This window comes from Ruegeria sp. SAZA006, from assembly GCF_059613465.1.
Genome location: NZ_JBXWSO010000004.1, coordinates 463,822 through 479,736 on the forward strand (window position 1 = coordinate 463,822; position 15,915 = coordinate 479,736).

The following is a 15,915-nucleotide window of genomic DNA, read 5'->3' on the forward strand; positions in this document are numbered from 1 at the left end:
TCTGCGGCTAAGGTCTCAAACAAAAAACGGGCCGGCAGGACCGGCCCGTTTCCTGTGTTACTCTGCCGCTTTCAGCGGATGTCCCGGTGTGTCGCCCGGGCTTTCCTCGGCATCGGTGGCCTCGACCTCGGTCCAGATGATCTCGGTTGCCTGCATCCGGCGGGCCGAGTCTCCGATCGCCATGTCCTGCGCGATCTGGCTGGACTTTCCTGCAGTGACCCGCGCCATCAGTTTGCCCAGCCACACGGCATAGGTGGTTACCCACACCCGCAACGCCAGGAACGAGGGCGTCACGATCAGGGTCAGAACCGTGGCGATGCCCAGGCCGAACACCACCGCTGTCGCCAGCTGTTTCCACCACAGCGCGGTGGGGCTATTGATCGAATAGCCGCCGTTGATGAAGTCCAGTGACAGGCCGAACATCATCGGCGTCAGGCCCGCCATCGTGGTCAGCGTGGTCAGCAGAACCGGACGAATCCGCGCCTCGGCCGTGCGCACGATGGCGTCGATCCGGGGCATGTAGCGGCTGTATTCCTGGTAGGTGTCGATCAGAACGATGTTGTTGTTCACCACGATCCCCGCCAGCGCAACGATGCCCGTCCCGGTCATGATGATCGAGAAGGGTTGTTGCATCACCATCATCCCGATCAGCACGCCGGTGGTGGACAGAACCACCGCCAGCAGCACCAGCACCGAGTTGTAGAACGAGTTGAACTGCGCCAGCAGGATCACGAACATCAGACCCAGCGCGGCCAGGAAGGCGCTGGAGAGGAAGGCCTGGCTCTCGGCTTGGTCCTCCTGGTCTCCGGTCCATTCCCAAGTGATCGTGTTGGCAAAGGGCTGAGTGTCCAGCCACTCGGTCAGTACCGCGATCCGCTCGTTCGGGTTGATCAGCGTCAGGCGGGCGTCGCCGTCATCAATGGCGGCCTGCACCTCCTGGAGGGTTTCGGCGCCGGTCAACTGGACCAGAGAATAGGCCGTACCATCGGCACCGTTGACCGTCGCACCTTCAGGTTCCGAGCCTTCGGTCACTTCGCGCACCACGGCCAGCCGCTGTTCTCCGTCCGGGGTGGCGATCACCACTTTGCTCAGGCTGGGTTCCACATCGGCCTTGACGTCGTAATAGCGCTCTTGATCCACGCGGTTGATTTCGGCCAGCTTTGCCACCGGTTTGCGGGTGATGAAGTTCGACAAGGGCACCAGCCCGTCCGGTGTACGCACTTTGAGCGTATCCAACGTTGACAGGACCCGATCCTGATCGGGCAGGCGGACGCGGATCTCAATCTCTTCATCCACGCTTTCGGGGCGCATTTCGCCCAGCAGGATGCCACGGGTCACCAACTGCACCATCGCGCCCACGGTTGCCACGTCGGCCCCGAACCGGCCGGCCTTGGCCACGTCGACGTCGATCTGCCAATCGATGCCGGGCAAGGGCAGGGTGTCCTCGATCTTGATCAGGCCTGGGGTGTTTTCGAACACTTCGCGCGCGGTCAGCGTGGCGCCGGTCAGGTCGTCCCAGTTGTCGCCCTTGATCCGCAGGTGCACGGGCTTGGCCGATGCCGGACCCTGTTCCAACGGCAGGATCTCGACAACGAAACCCGGCAGCTTGGCCAGTTCGGCGTTCAACTGCTCGATCACGAAATCGCCGTCATAATCTGGTGCAACTGTTTGCTTCTCGAACAATCCGCCTGCGACAGGTTCTGACACGTTCGGGCGATCCTCCCACGGGATGATCTCGAACTGCACGCGGCCCACCGTGTCCGCCGGAGCCTGCGCCCCGCCGTTGTTCTGGTTCAGGCCGCCTTCACCGGCGAACGAGAACACGTTGATCACCGCCGGATGTTGGCTGATCACCTGTTCAGCCTCAAAGACCAGCGCGTCTTTTTCGGCCAGCGACAGGTTGCCCCGCGCACGGACATAGGCGGTGGCCTGTTCCGGCTCGCTTTCGACGAAGAATTCAACACCGCGGTTGTTCTGACCGTACATGGTCATCACCGTCATCACCGCAAAGCCTACCGCCACGATCGAGACGATCGGCATGATCGGATTGCCGACCAGGAACTTGATGACATAGCCGAAGGGCGTATGCTCCTTGGCTGTGTGGACACGTTCGTCCGGCTTGCGCTCGATCCGGGCTGCGCTCAGCGTGACCGATCCGGCGAAGGCGCCGAACAGGAACAGAACCGCGCCCAGCAAGAACCCTCCGCCTGCGCCTTCCGGCAACAGGTAGGTGGGATTCAGCAGCTGCATTGCGCCCAGGAAGATCATGTAGACCGAGGGTGGAACCATGACGGCACGCGCCCACCAGGGCGTCCGCGCGCGCAACCAATCCGAACTGCGGTCGAACACGCGGCTCAACCGGCCCGAGACACCGCCCATCACCGGCAGGTAGATCAGCGCCACGATCAGAGAGGCCGACAGAACGAAGATCAGCGTAACCGGCAGCATCCCCATGAATTCACCCGGAATGCCCGGCCAGAACAGCATGGGCAGAAAGGCACACAGCGTCGTGGCGGTTGACGAGACGATGGGCCAGAACATCCGCTGGGCTGCCTCGACATAGGCGTGCATCGGGCCGACGCCTTCCTTGATGCGTTTGTCGGCATACTCCACGACCACGATCGCGCCATCGACCAGCATCCCCACCGCAAGGATCAGGCCGAACATGACGATGTTCGAGATGCTGACGCCCATGATGGCCAGGAACGCGAAACACAACAGGAACGAGGTCGGAATCGCGAAGCCCACCAGCAGCGCCGCACGTGTACCCAGCGAAGCCAGAACCACGATCATCACAAGCGCGATGGCCGTCAGAACCGAGCCTTCCAGCTGGCTGACCATCGAGCCGACGATGCGGCTCTGGTCATTCGAAGTGCCGACATTCACGGCAGCCTGCAGCTCGGCCGGCCACTTGGTCTCGGCCTTGGCGACGGTCTCTTTCACCTGAGCCACGGTGTCGATCAGGTTGAAACCCTTGCGTTTGACGACCTGCAGCGCCACGGTCGGTTCGCCGTTGAACCGGGCGGTGCCTTCGCGGTCTTCGAAGGTATAGTTGATCTCGGCCAGTTCGCCCAAGGTCACGACCCGGTCGCCATTGACCTTGATCGGCAGTCCATAGACATCCTGTGCGGTCTTGAAGGAGGAGGGAATCTTGACCGAAAACGCACCCTGTTCGGTTTCGACCTCACCAGCGGCGATCAGCTGGTTGTTGTTCTGCACGACGTTGATCAGCTCGGCCGCGGTGACGTTGTACGCCTCAAGCCGCAGCGGATCGATGACCACTTCCAGCATTTCATCGCGGTTGCCGGCAATCCCGGCCTCAAGAACCGAATCCAACGCCTCGAGTTCATCCTGCAGATCCTTGGCGACCCGCGCCATCGTGCGTTCGGGCACGGCACCCGACAGGTTCACGATGACGATCGGGAATTCCGAGAAGTTGATCTCGGTCAGCGTGTATTGCTCGGCGCCTTCGGGGAAGTCTGCCTGCGCACTGTTCATCGCGTCGCGCACGTCAGCGGTAATGGCTGTCTTGTCCCAGCCAAAGTCGAACTCCAGTGCGATCCCCGCATAGCCCTCGGCGGCGGTGGCGGTCATCTCCTTCAGGCCGTCCAGATCCGCAAGCTCGGTTTCCATCGGCTTGATCAGCAGGTTTTCACTGTCTTCGGCCGAAATGCCCGGAAACTGAACCGACACGAACAGGGCCGGAATCTCGATGTCCGGTTCGCCTTCTTTGGGCAAGCTGACATAGGCAAACCCGCCGATGATCAGCGAGATGGCTATGAATGCCAGAACCATTCGGGCCCTGTCGGCGGCCCAGCTGACTATGCCCGTCATTGGGAAACGTCCTCATAGGTGGGCGCTACGACCACACCCGCAGTCACGAACTCTTGTCCGACCACGATAATGTCTACGGTTTCCGCAAGACCGCCGACCCAAACACCGTCGGCCGTATCGCGCAACAGGCGGATGGGTACGAAATCGACGATATTACCGGCTCCGACCGTCCGAACGCCTAGCTGGCCTTCGTTGTTCAGCGTCAACGCCGATTGCGGCAGCAGGTGAGCCTTGGCGCCTTCGGCCGCGATGCGGATGCTTGCGGTCTGCCCGTCCCGGATCAGAAGCTCGGGGTTCGGGACGGTGACTTCCACCTCGAACGTGCGTGTGGTTTCGTCCGCCGAACGGCTGAGGAAGGTCACGCGGCCCTCGACCTGCAATCCGGTCACCAATTGTGCCTGCGCCGGAGCGCCGACGGTGACACGGTTCACTTCGGTTTCGGGAACAAAGCCAACCAGCTTGATCGGATCAAGCTGGATCACGGTCGCGCACAACGATCCGGGCTGCATCAGACTGCCCAATTCGGCGGCATCGCTTTCCAGAAGGCCCTGAAACGGGGCCTCGATGGTGATGCGGTCCAATTCCAGTTCGGCAGCCGCAACCGCCGCCTCCGCCGCCTCGATGCCCGCCTCCGTAGCCTTCAACTCGGCCTCGGCCGCCTTGATACCGGCCTTTGCGGTACTCATCTCGGCCTCGGCCGCGATCCGCCGGGTTTCGGAGCCGAAGCCAGTTTCCGACAGTTTGCGGGCTGCAATCAGGTTTATTTCGGCCTCGGCAACGCGCGCATGCGCTTCCTCCAGCCGTGCTTCGGCTTCGGGCACACGGCTTTCCGCCTCCAGCTTGGCCGCCTTGGCTTGGGCAAGCTGTGCCGGGCGTGAGCCGGGATCCAATTCGCACAGCAGATCGCCGGCCTCGACGAAGGTGCCCTTACGCTTGGGTTCCGAAATGACGGTTGACGTGGTTTCCGCCAGAACTTCGACCTGACGGATTGCTTTGGTTTCACCGCGCAGCAAAACCGCGCTGTCGATTTCGCGCGCAGTGGAGCGCAACGCAACAACCCGAACTGCCTGCACGGCCGAGGCGTCGTTTGCCTCAGCGCCAGCGTCAGACTGGCTCGCTGCATCTTCGCGACCGGCAAATGCAAACAGGGCATCGCGCTCGAAAACCACGAAATACAATGCAACGATGACCAATGCGGCGTTGACGAGGGATATCAATCGCATGCCGTCATTCTCCTTAAAATATTATGTCCGCACAAATGCCGGTGAGCACGCAATGACATGGGGGCGTGCGTGCGCGAAGTCCATACTGAACTGAATAGTTCGGTTTATTTTTTTTCGCAAGAGCGCCCTGACGCTGAGCAATTGTGCATTTCGGGTACTTGGCTTGCTGATGGTGCCGGGGTATGACATGGCGCCAGAAAGCTGAATGCAACGCCCGGGGGCAGGAATGAGCGACGTCGACAGTTTCATTGATGAGGTCACCGAAGAGGTGCGCCGCGACCGGCTCTACTTGCAGCTGCGTCGATGGGGCTGGGTCGGTGTTCTGGCCGTTGTTCTGATCGTGGGCGGCGCCGCTTTCAATGAATACCGCAAGGCGCGCGATGCCAGTCAGGCCCAGAAGCTGGGCGACGATATTCTGGCCGCGATGCAGTTGAACGACGCTGCCGAACGTGCGGATGCGTTGGCGCAGGTCACGGCCAATTCGGCCGGCGAACAGGCTGTTTTGGGCTTTCTCCTCTCGGGCGCGTTGTCCGAGTCGGGATCGGTCGAACAGGCCGTTGAACAGCTGAACGCGATTGCGGTTCAGGGTGATCTGCCGGAAATCTACCGCTCGATCGCTGCCTTCAAGGCCCTATTGTTGCAGTCCGAAACCATGCCCGCCGCCGAGCGCCGGCAACAGTTCGAGGCACTGGCCGCTCCGGGCGCGCCGCTGCGTCTACTGGCAGAAGAACAACTGGCCCTGATCGACCTCACCGATGGTGACACTCAGGCCGCGCTGGAACGTCTGCAGTCCATCCGTCAGGATGCAGAGGTCAGTGCCGACATCCAGCAGCGTGCAACCCAATTGATCGTCGCGCTGGGCGGAACGCCCGAACCGATCACCGCACAGCAGGGTTGATACGCGGCCCATTTCAGTGAACCAAGACAGGCGAGTTCGGAGTTTCATGGCAAAAAGACTATTTTCCCGATTTGGTTTGCCGGTCGCAGCCCTGGCGCTGACGGCGCTGAGCGCCTGCGAGGAACCCGAAGTGATCCTGCCGGGCGAGCGTGAAGACATCCGCCCGGCCCAGGATCTGGAAACCGTTCAGACAACCGGTGCCAAACCGATCAGCCTGCCGGCCGCAAAGCGCAACGCCGAATGGGCGCAGAGCCCGGGAACCGCGGCTTTCCGTACCACCAACGCGGCGCTCAGCCCCGCGCCGCAGCGCATCTGGTCAACCTCGATCGGGGCCGGCGACGGGCGCAAACAAAGGATCACCGCTGATCCGGTCGTCGCAGGTGGCCTGATCTACACCCTGGACGCGGCGGCAACCGTTTCCGCGGTCTCTCCTCAGGGGCAACTGGTCTGGAGCACAAACCTCGTCCCCGCCACGGATGGCGAAGAGCAGGCAACCGGGGGCGGCATCGCCTATGCAGACAACACGTTGTACGTTTCGTCCGGTTTCGGCCGTCTGACCGCTCTGGATGCGCGCACCGGCGGAATTCGCTGGCAAAAGAAACTAAACGCGACCGGTAGCGGAGCGCCGCTGGTTTCTGGCGGCCTGCTTTACCTTGTGGCGGGGGATCAGACTGGCTGGGCGGTTGATGCAAAGGACGGGCGCATTGCCTGGCAGATCGAGGGCACGCCCAGCGTGGGCAACGTTCTGGGCGCTCCGGCACCAGTATTGGCGAACGAGTTCGCAGTCTTTGCGTTTGGGTCCGGTGATGTGGCGGCCGCTTTCCGCAAAGGCGGTATCCGTCGCTGGAACGCGTCTGTCGCCGGCGGCCGCAGGGGGCGGGCCGCAGCGCAGATTGTGGATGTGACGGGCGGCCCGATCGTATCCGGAAACTCGATCTACATCGGCAACCACTCGGGACGCACGGTCGCCTTCGACGCCAGCTCGGGCGAACGGATCTGGACCGCTTTCGAAGGCGCGGTTGATACCGTCTGGCCGGTCGGCAACAGCGTATTCCTGATCAGCGACCGCAGCCAGTTGGTGCGGTTGGACGTGTCAGACGGGTCTGTGGTCTGGGCCATCGACCTGCCGGGCTTCGTCAAGGACAAGCCCAACCGTCGCGGACCGATCTTTGCGCATTACGGCCCCATCATGGCTGGCGGACGCATCGTCATCGGCTCGAACGACGGTTATCTGCGGTTCTACAACCCAGTCGACGGCACGCTGGTGCATCAGGTCGAGGTTCCGGGCGGGGCGACAACGGCACCGGTCGTCGCGAACCAGACCCTCTACGTGGTTTCGACCAAAGGGCAACTGCACGCTTTCCGTTGACGACAAGATGCGTTAAAGGGCGCGTCTGAGTCTTGAAAGTTGAGTATCATGTCTTTGACCCTCGCCATCGTGGGGCGCCCCAATGTGGGCAAATCCACCCTGTTCAATCGCCTTGTGGGCAAGCGCCTTGCGCTTGTAGACGACCAGCCCGGCGTTACCCGCGATCTGCGTGAGGGCGAAGGGCGGCTGGGTGACCTGCGCTTCACCGTGATCGACACGGCCGGGCTGGAGGATGCCACCGACGACAGCCTGCAGGGCCGGATGCGGCGCCTGACCGAGCGTGCCGTGGACATGGCCGATGTCTGCCTGTTCATGATCGACGCCCGTGTGGGCCTGACCCCGACCGACGAGATGTTTGCCGAGATTCTGCGCAAGCGGTCCAAGCATGTGATCCTGGCGGCCAACAAGGCCGAGGGGGCGGCGGCGGATGCCGGTGTGCTCGAGGCCTACAACCTGGGTCTGGGCGAGCCGATCCGCCTGTCGGGTGAGCATGGCGAAGGCATGACCGACCTATATGCGGCGTTGATGCCTTTGGCTGACGCCATGGAAGAAAAGCAGCCAGAGGACGTTCCCCAAACGGATATCGATCTGGACGAGGATGGGGAAACCGAGGGCGAAGCCCCTGCAATTACTGCGGAAAAGCCGCTGCAGGTGGCCGTTGTCGGGCGTCCGAATGCGGGCAAGTCCACGCTGATCAACAAGATCCTGGGCGAAGATCGTCTTCTGACCGGTCCCGAGGCCGGCATTACCCGTGACGCCATCAGTCTGAAGTTGGATTGGGGTGGCACCCCCATGCGCATCTTTGACACCGCCGGTATGCGCAAAAAGGCCAAGGTGCAGGAAAAGCTCGAGAAACTCTCGGTTTCCGACGGCCTGCGCGCCGTCAAGTTCGCCGAAGTCGTGGTTGTCCTGCTGGATGCGGCGATCCCGTTCGAACAGCAGGACCTGCGCATTGCCGATCTGGCCGAACGTGAAGGTCGTGCCGTGGTGATCGCGGTGAACAAGTGGGATGTCGAGGATAACAAGCAGGAGAAGCTGCGCGAGCTCAAGACCTCGTTCGAACGCCTGCTTCCCCAACTGCGCGGCGCGCCTCTGGTGACCGTGTCGGCCAAAACAGGCAGGGGGTTGGAGCGGCTGCGTGATGCGATCCTGCGCGCCCACGATGTCTGGAACCGTCGGGTTCCCACCGCGGCCTTGAACCGTTGGCTGACCGCCATGTTGGAGCAGCACCCACCGCCAGCCCCCCAGGGGCGCAGGATCAAGCTGCGATATATGACCCAGGCAAAGACACGCCCGCCGGGCTTTGTCGTCATGTGCTCGCACCCGGACAAGATGCCGGAAAGCTACTCGCGGTATCTGGTCAACGGTCTCCGCGAGGATTTCGATATGCCCGGAACCCCGATCCGGCTGACGCTGCGCGGGCAGGGGGACAAGAACCCCTACAAGGGGCGCCGCAAGAAAAACGCGGGTGCGCTGGCCAAACATCTCAAGGGCAAGGCGTAACTGCGCCAATTTTCAGCATTTTCGGGCTTGGGGCGTGACAGCCCCCAAGCATCGCGCTAGCATTCGCATGCGTGCATTCATTTCGCGCGCGATTTGCGCGTGCCAGTGACGTGCAAAATTTCGCAAGGACTATTGAACCGGACCATCGTGGGGAGCGGGCTGGATGGACCTGAGAGAATATACGAGACAGTACGCGGTGCAGGACAATCGGCTGGCCGCGCTCAGCTATTTCGGGACGTTCGTGGTGTATTTCGCATCGCTGACGCTGGCGATCGTCTATGTGGATCAGTGGTTCATCATGATCCCGGCTGGGATCGTGTTCGCCTTTTCGGCAGTGCGTCTCTATGTTCTGCAGCATGATTGCGGTCATCATTCGCTGTTCGAAACCCGACGGCAGAATGAATGGGCTGGCCACGTGCTGTCGCCGTTCACCTTCGCTCCGTTCGAAGTGATGAAACAGAACCACAATCTGCATCACGCGGGCATCGGCAATCTCGAGCATCGGGAGACCGGGGAAATCAACACGATGACCTTGCGGGAATGGAATGAAGCGGATTGGAAAACCCGTCTGTTCTACAGGCTTTACCGCAATCCCTTCATCCTGGTGCCGGTCGGGGCCCTGTTCACCTATTTCATCCGCTATCGCTGGCCCAAAAACACGGTGCGGTTCGGCGTCCGCGGGGTCGTGCTGCACAACCTGTCCATCGTGGTTTTCCTCGGGCTGTTGTATTGGATTGCTGGCATGACAGGCATACTCGTCTGGCTGGCCTTCTCGTTTCTCGGTGGAATGCTGGGTGTGTTTCTAGTGTATCTTCAGCACAATTTCGAGGACACCTACTGGGATCGCCGCCCGGATCTGGACCCGCAACTGGCTGCGCTTCAGGGCTCGTCAGCACTGGATTTCGGATGGTGGTTCGACAACGCGGTCGCCTGCATCACTCTGCATGACATCCACCATTTCAATGCCCGCATCCCGTCCTATCGGCTGCGCGCCTGTCACTACAACCTGCCACCTGAATACACACCCCGCCGGATCAAATTTCCCGAGGCGGTGGCCGCGCTGAACCTGAAACTGTGGGATGAAGATGCCAAGCGGTTGGTTCCCTTTCCGCGGCAGGGTGAAACCGGTGAGTTGGCCCGGGGCAGTTAAAGGCGGTTTTCCAAAGGTTATGCAGACCGAAGCCTTGTCTTGCGGCCTGTCGGACGTAGTTTTTAAGTCGGATCGTTTAGGAGTTTTGGAATGACAGCGGTGACCAAGGTTCGCGGCATCGGAGAAGCACTTGGCCGCGCTCTCAACGACAATGGCTTCAAGACGGCCGAGGACCTGGCCAAGGCCAAGCCGGCTGCGCTGGTCGCCGTTCCCGGTATCGGAGCGCGCCGGGCGCCCGGATTGATCGCCGCCGCCAAACAGGCCACGTCCGGCGCTGCACCCGTGGCCAAGACCCGCTCGCAGAAGGCCCCAACGCGCAAGGCGGCGCAACCTCGGACCTCAGCTGCTGCGCGCAAGGCCGAAGCAGAGGCCAAGATGGCATCCGAGAAAGCCGAGGCAGAGGCCAAGGTGGCGGCTGAGCAAGCTGAAGCAGAGGCCAAGGCCCGGAAAAAGGCCAAGGCCAAAGCCAAGGCCGAAAAGGCAGCGAAGAAAAAGAAAGAGATGGAAGCGGCGATCTCGAAGGCGAAGGAAAAGATAAAATCCAAGGCCAAGTCGAAAAAAGACAAGAAATCCAAGAAGGAAAAAGAGAAGGCCAGTGGTAAGTCCAAGAAAGACAAAAAGGACAAGAAGGCCAAGAAAAAGGCAAAGAAGTAGTCACTTCCTTGCCTTGTTCCGAAGCAATGCGGTCGCGGGTGCGGTGACCGCCAAAAGTTACGCCAGCGTGCCGTCAGCCTGCAGGGTCAGCTTGCCGCCAAGATACGGCGAAAGCACCTCGGGTAGGGTCACGGTGCCATCGGCGTTCTGGCCGTTTTCCAGAACCGCGATCAAGCAGCGCCCCACCGCCAGCCCCGATCCGTTCAGCGTGTGTACGAATTCAGGTTTGCCTCCGCCTTCAGGCCGGAAGCGCGCATTCATGCGACGGGCCTGGAAATCTCCGCAGGTCGAAACCGAACTGATCTCGCGATAGGTGTTCTGGCCGGGCAACCAGGCCTCGATGTCGAAAGTCCGGCGCGCGCCGAACCCCATGTCGCCGGTGCACAAGACGACGGTACGATAGGGAATGCCCAGCTTTTCCAGGATGCCTTCGGCACAGCGCAGCATGCGCTGCTGTTCGTCGTCCGATTTGTCGGGATGCGTGACCGAGACCATCTCGACCTTTTCGAACTGGTGTTGGCGCAACATACCGCGCGTGTCCTTGCCGGCCGAACCCGCTTCGGAGCGGAAGCACAGCGAATGCGCCGTGTAGCGGCGCGGCAGATAGCTTTCTTCGATGACGCAATTGTTGACGATGTTGGTCAGCGACACCTCGGAGGTCGGGATCAGCCACCACCCCTCGCGGGTTTGGTAGCTGTCCTCGCCGAACTTCGGCAGCTGGCCGGTGCCCTGCATCATCTCGGAGAGCACCAGAACCGGGCCGTTCACTTCGGTCAGACCGTTCTCGTTGGTATGCGTATCCAGCATGAACTGCGCGAGCGCCCGGTGAATGCGCGCCACACCGCCCGACAGCAGCACGAAACGAGATCCTGCCAGCTTGGCCGCAGTCTCGAAATCCATGCCGTTCTGTACCGAGGCGATCTCGAAGTGTTCTTTCGGTTCAAAGTCATAGTCCCGCGGCGTGCCCCAGCGTTTGACTTCGACATTGTCACTCTCGTCTTTGCCGTCGGGTACGTCCTCGGCCGGCAAGTTGGGGATGCGAACCAACTGGTCAGTCAGAAGGGCGTCGATATCCTTGGCCTCGGTCTGCATACGGGCGATTTCGGCTTTTTTCTCGGCCACAAGTCCCCGGAGACGCTCGAACTCGGCTTCGTCGCCGCGCGCCTTGGCTGCGCCGACTTCCTTGCTGGCCTTGTTCTGTTCGGCCTGAGCCGTTTCGGCTGCCAGAATCTTGGCCCGACGGCTTTCATCCAGGCGCAGCAGGTCTGACGATACCGGAGCTTCCCCCCGGCGCGCGAGCGCGGCGTCGAAAGCTGCTGGGTTTTCGCGAATTGCGCGGATGTCGTGCATAGGTCAGATCCTTGGCAAGTGAATCACTAGGCCCGCTTATGCACCATCTGACCGGCAGGGTGTAGCACCGGGTTGGAAAATCGGCCTAGTTGTCCGTGTCTTCAACCGCTTCATGTGCCAGTCGACCGTCCCAGGGATGGTTCGGGATCTTCGGCTCGGGAGGGTCGGCAACGTAAGATGGCGTCATGATCTGAACACCGTTCTCGTTGAACACCTCGACGATGTTGCGGTGCAGGTCGGACTTGATCCGCGGGATCGAGTTGCCACGGGTCGTGTAGGCGTTGATCTGGTAGTCGATCGCGTAATCGGCCAGCGCGGTCCACAGGACAAATGGCTCTGGGCGGGCGCGAAGGCCATCGGTACGGCGGGCTGCCTCGATCAGCATGGCTTCGACCTTTTCGGGGGGCTCTTCATAGCCGATCCCGACCGTCGTGTGCAAAAGCAGGCCCTTGCCGTCGGTCTGCTTGGAAAAATTGACCACGTCCGAGTTCATCAATTGGGCGTTGGGGATCGAGATCAGCTCGTTCTTGATGGACTTCAGGTGGGTTTCCATAAGTTTGATCTGCACCACATCACCGATGTGTTCACCGATCTGGATGCGGTCACCGATCGAGGTAGAGCGGCGATAGATTACGAACAGTCCAGCCAGCATGTTGCTGACAACCGAGTTCGCGCCCAGCGAGAGCATTGCACCAACCAGGATGGTCAGCCCCTGAAAGGCCGCCGAGTCCGAGCCCGGGATGTACGGAACCGCAAAGACAAGGGCGATCAGGATCACCACGACACGCGCGATGTTGAACGTGGGATTGACCCAATGTTTCTCGAAATCGCCCATGTCGAAAGTGCCGGCCTCGACCGCGTCGAAGAACACCCGCATGCCCTTGATGATGTACATCGTCACCCAAGCGATCAACGCCAGCATGATCATGTTCGGGATATAGCTGAGAATACCCCGGAAAATCAGCAGAACCGGTTCGGTCAGGTAGGTCAGCAGCAGCTGCGCAAAGTACCGCGACTCGGCAAATGCCAGCAGGACGAACGACAGATAGTAATAGAAACCCAGAAAGAAGATGATCAGCAGGCCAAAATTCAGCCCGTATCGGATCAGTGCGGCAATCGCCTCGGCCTGTACGCTCTTGGCGGTAGCTTCCTCAACGTCCCTCAAGTATCGCCGGACAAAGATCAGCGTGCGTCGCCGAACGCGCCTGTGCAGCCACAGGATCACCAGGACGAAGACGATGAACCCCAACGTCCACGCCGCCGCTTCGATCGCACCCGACACACGCGCCTCGTCCGTGCGGTTTGCCCGGTAAGCCATGATCGCGTCCCTGATGGCGTCGCCATGCAAGACCGTCAGGACGCTCAGTTCCATCTGCTCCAGCTCGGCATCGGCCTCGGTGACGATGGTGACCATCTGCCCGTCCGCCAGAATGCGGGTGCCTATCTCGGTGTCCTGATAGGTGATGTCGACATCCGTGGCATCCGAGGATTCGGCGACCTTGATGATCGCGTCCTGAATGTTCTCGGCCCTTTCCGGAGCGGGCAGGGCGCTGGAGCCTCGAATGTGAAACAAGGTGTCGCCGTCAACGATGACCGGAGCCATGAAGGTCTCGGCGGCGGCGCTGTCGGCTTCGGGTACGTCCTGCGGGGCATCCTGTGCCATGACAGGCACCGAACAGGCCCAAGCCGCAAACAGCATGGACAGCAAAACACCCAATGGAAATGGGGCCTTGACGAAACTCCGCATGGGTCCTCCCTGACTTTGACTATACCCAAAGCCCCGTACCATCCTAGTGGATATCTGCGGTGGAATTCATCATCTTCGGGGATCGTGACACTGTTGCACGGCATGCCAAGTCGGGCATCGCTTGCAAAGGTTGATTTCAAGGCATAGTTTCCCGGCAAATTCGCGGTGCTCACTCCGCGACCTCAAGAAAAAAGGAATGTCCCATGGAAGGTGGCGCAATCGCCCAGTTTCTCCCGCTCATCCTGATCTTCGCGATCATGTACTTCCTGCTGATCCGTCCGCAGCAGAAGAAGATGAAGGAACATCAGGCCATGGTCGAGGCAGTGCGCCGCGGCGATCAGGTCGTCACTCAGGGTGGCCTCATCGGCAAAGTGTCGAAGGTCAAGGAAGGCGAAAACGAGATCGAGGTCGAGATCGCGGACGGTGTCCGGGTTCGTGTGGTCAAGTCGACCATCGCTCAGGTGCTGAACAAGACCGAACCGGCGAAGTAATTTCGCGTCGCAACTTCCTGAAAAGGCAGGGTAATGCTGCAAATTGATACCTGGAAACGGGTCCTGATCTGGCTGGTCTGCGTGGTTGGCCTGCTGATGGCCCTGCCGAACGCGTTTTACACGCGGGTCGAACAATCGAACGACGCCAAGGCCGCCATCGAACTGGGCATCGACACGCCCGAGATGCAGGCGCAAGCGGGGCAATGGCCCGATTGGTTGCCGTCGTCATTGGTCAACCTGGGGCTTGATCTGCGCGGTGGGGCGCATCTGTTGGCCGAAGTTCAGGTTGGCGATGTCTACGAGACACGGATGGAGGCCATGTGGCCTGAAGTTCGTGATGTCCTGCGGGACGAAAGGGCGACGGTCGGAACTATCCGCCGTCAACCCTCGGCCCCGGATGAGATTCGGGTTCGCATCAGCCAGCCCGACGGGATGCCAAGCGCTCTGGAAGCGGTGCGCGGGCTGGCCCGTCAGGTGCAAACGCTGACCGGGGTCGGTGCCACGGATATCGAAGTCAGCGCCGACGGCGACACCCTGATCGTAAAGCTGTCCGAGGCGGAAAAACTGGCCTCGGATGATCGCACAGTGCGTCAGGCTCTGGAAATCGTGCGCCGCCGGATCGACGAGGTTGGCACTCGTGAGCCGACCATCCAGCGTCAAGGCACCGACCGGATCCTGATTCAGGTGCCCGGGATCGGCAGTGCCAGCGAGTTGAAGGACATCATCGGTACCACGGCGCAACTGACCTTCAATCCGGTCGTGGCCCGCGGCACCGATCCGGACGTCGTGCCCGGCGTCGGTGAAGAGGTCGTGCCGTCGATCGACGAAAACGGCGTGTACTACACCATCGAATCCGCACCCGTCGTGACGGGCGAGGAATTGGTCGACGCGCAGCCTTCCTTCGATCAGAACGGACGCCCGGCGGTCAGCTTCCGGTTCAACACATCCGGCGCCCGCAAATTCGGCGATTACACCCGTGACAATATCGGTGCCCCTTTTGCAATCGTGCTGGATGACGAGGTGATCTCGGCTCCGGTGATCCAAAGCCATATCCCTGGCGGTTCCGGCATCATCACCGGCAACTTCACCGTCGAAGAAAGCACGAACCTCGCTGTTCTACTGCGTGCCGGCGCGCTGCCGGCGGGTCTTGAGTTCCTCGAAGAACGTACGATCGGCCCCGAACTGGGCCAAGACAGCATCGACGCGGGTAAGGTCGCGACCACCGTCGCTTTTGCAGCAGTCTTGATCTTCATGGCGCTCAGCTATGGTCTTTTTGGCGTCTTCGCCAACATCGCTTTGCTGATTAACGTCGGGCTGATCTTTGGGCTGTTGTCATTGATTGGCGCGACATTGACCTTGCCAGGCATTGCCGGGATCGTCTTGACGGTCGGTATGGCGGTGGATGCCAATGTGCTGATCTTCGAACGTATCCGCGAAGAGCTGAAATCGGCCAAAGGCCCCGCTCGGGCAATCGATCTGGGCTATGAAAAGGCCCTGTCGGCCATTCTGGATGCCAACATCACGACCTTCATCACTGCCGTCATTTTGTTCGCCATCGGCAGCGGCCCGGTTCGCGGCTTTGCCATCACTCTTGGCCTGGGCATTCTGACGTCGGTCTTCACCGCGATCTTCGTGACGCGGCTGATGATCATCATGTGGTTCGAACGGCGCCGCCCGAAAACGATCGAGGTTTGAC

The 15,915-nt window shown here is 60.9% G+C and carries 11 protein-coding genes; 7 read left to right on the forward strand and 4 right to left on the reverse strand.

Annotated features, from left to right (window positions below):
* Positions 1–57 precede the first annotated feature (57 nt).
* Positions 58–3,834, reverse strand: coding sequence for an efflux RND transporter permease subunit (locus AC2FNZ_RS05010; RefSeq protein WP_496839735.1), 3,777 nt, complete (start codon positions 3,832–3,834; stop codon positions 58–60).
* Entirely contained in the window at positions 3,831–5,057 is a 1,227-nt protein-coding gene (locus AC2FNZ_RS05015; protein WP_496839736.1) for an efflux RND transporter periplasmic adaptor subunit, read from the reverse strand. Before AC2FNZ_RS05015 ends, AC2FNZ_RS05010 begins: the two co-directional genes overlap by 4 nt.
* 226 nt (positions 5,058–5,283) lie before the next feature.
* Between AC2FNZ_RS05015 and AC2FNZ_RS05020 the strand changes: the two genes are divergently transcribed.
* From AC2FNZ_RS05020 to AC2FNZ_RS05040, 5 genes are all read left to right on the forward strand, one after another.
* Positions 5,284–5,955, forward strand: coding sequence for a hypothetical protein (locus tag AC2FNZ_RS05020; protein ID WP_170368667.1), 672 nt, complete (start codon positions 5,284–5,286; stop codon positions 5,953–5,955).
* 46 nt (positions 5,956–6,001) lie between these two features.
* Positions 6,002–7,324, forward strand: coding sequence for a PQQ-like beta-propeller repeat protein (locus AC2FNZ_RS05025; RefSeq protein WP_170337998.1), 1,323 nt, complete (start codon positions 6,002–6,004; stop codon positions 7,322–7,324).
* Between the two features lie 48 nt (positions 7,325–7,372).
* Complete coding sequence (gene der, locus AC2FNZ_RS05030) at positions 7,373–8,827, forward strand: ribosome biogenesis GTPase Der (protein ID WP_170438848.1); 1,455 nt, start codon at positions 7,373–7,375, stop codon at positions 8,825–8,827.
* 163 nt (positions 8,828–8,990) lie between these two features.
* Complete coding sequence (locus AC2FNZ_RS05035) at positions 8,991–9,977, forward strand: fatty acid desaturase (RefSeq protein ID WP_170358693.1); 987 nt, start codon at positions 8,991–8,993, stop codon at positions 9,975–9,977.
* A gap of 90 nt (positions 9,978–10,067) precedes the next feature.
* Positions 10,068–10,631, forward strand: a complete 564-nt coding sequence (locus AC2FNZ_RS05040; protein WP_496839738.1) for a helix-hairpin-helix domain-containing protein — start codon at positions 10,068–10,070, stop codon at positions 10,629–10,631.
* Positions 10,632–10,688: 57 nt separating this feature from the next.
* On the opposite strand, the gene serS is transcribed toward AC2FNZ_RS05040, so the two are convergent.
* On the reverse strand, positions 10,689–11,981 hold the full coding sequence (gene serS / locus AC2FNZ_RS05045; protein ID WP_170418196.1) for a serine--tRNA ligase: 1,293 nt from the start codon (positions 11,979–11,981) through the stop codon (positions 10,689–10,691).
* An 85-nt stretch (positions 11,982–12,066) separates the two neighbouring features.
* A complete protein-coding gene (locus AC2FNZ_RS05050) occupies positions 12,067–13,728 on the reverse strand; it encodes a mechanosensitive ion channel family protein (RefSeq protein ID WP_496839739.1) in 1,662 nt (553 codons plus the stop codon).
* Between the two features lie 203 nt (positions 13,729–13,931).
* Between AC2FNZ_RS05050 and yajC the strand changes: the two genes are divergently transcribed.
* Entirely contained in the window at positions 13,932–14,219 is a 288-nt protein-coding gene (gene yajC, locus AC2FNZ_RS05055; protein ID WP_093962445.1) for a preprotein translocase subunit YajC, read from the forward strand.
* A 33-nt stretch (positions 14,220–14,252) separates the two neighbouring features.
* Positions 14,253–15,914, forward strand: coding sequence for a protein translocase subunit SecD (gene secD, locus AC2FNZ_RS05060; protein ID WP_093962444.1), 1,662 nt, complete (start codon positions 14,253–14,255; stop codon positions 15,912–15,914).
* Position 15,915: the final 1 nt, after the last annotated feature.

What these genes read in the sequence shown, in the direction of transcription:
- yajC (WP_093962445.1), top strand. Translation starts at nt 13,932, where the DNA reads ATGGAAGGTGGCGCAATCGCCCAGTTTCTCCCGCTCATCCTGATCTTC.
- der (WP_170438848.1), top strand. Translation starts at nt 7,373, where the DNA reads ATGTCTTTGACCCTCGCCATCGTGGGGCGCCCCAATGTGGGCAAATCC.
- AC2FNZ_RS05010 (WP_496839735.1), bottom strand. Translation starts at nt 3,834, where the DNA reads ATGACGGGCATAGTCAGCTGGGCCGCCGACAGGGCCCGAATGGTTCTG.
- AC2FNZ_RS05015 (WP_496839736.1), bottom strand. Translation starts at nt 5,057, where the DNA reads ATGCGATTGATATCCCTCGTCAACGCCGCATTGGTCATCGTTGCATTG.
- AC2FNZ_RS05050 (WP_496839739.1), bottom strand. Translation starts at nt 13,728, where the DNA reads ATGCGGAGTTTCGTCAAGGCCCCATTTCCATTGGGTGTTTTGCTGTCC.
- AC2FNZ_RS05040 (WP_496839738.1), top strand. Translation starts at nt 10,068, where the DNA reads ATGACAGCGGTGACCAAGGTTCGCGGCATCGGAGAAGCACTTGGCCGC.
- AC2FNZ_RS05020 (WP_170368667.1), top strand. Translation starts at nt 5,284, where the DNA reads ATGAGCGACGTCGACAGTTTCATTGATGAGGTCACCGAAGAGGTGCGC.
- serS (WP_170418196.1), bottom strand. Translation starts at nt 11,981, where the DNA reads ATGCACGACATCCGCGCAATTCGCGAAAACCCAGCAGCTTTCGACGCC.
- secD (WP_093962444.1), top strand. Translation starts at nt 14,253, where the DNA reads ATGCTGCAAATTGATACCTGGAAACGGGTCCTGATCTGGCTGGTCTGC.
- AC2FNZ_RS05025 (WP_170337998.1), top strand. Translation starts at nt 6,002, where the DNA reads ATGGCAAAAAGACTATTTTCCCGATTTGGTTTGCCGGTCGCAGCCCTG.
- AC2FNZ_RS05035 (WP_170358693.1), top strand. Translation starts at nt 8,991, where the DNA reads ATGGACCTGAGAGAATATACGAGACAGTACGCGGTGCAGGACAATCGG.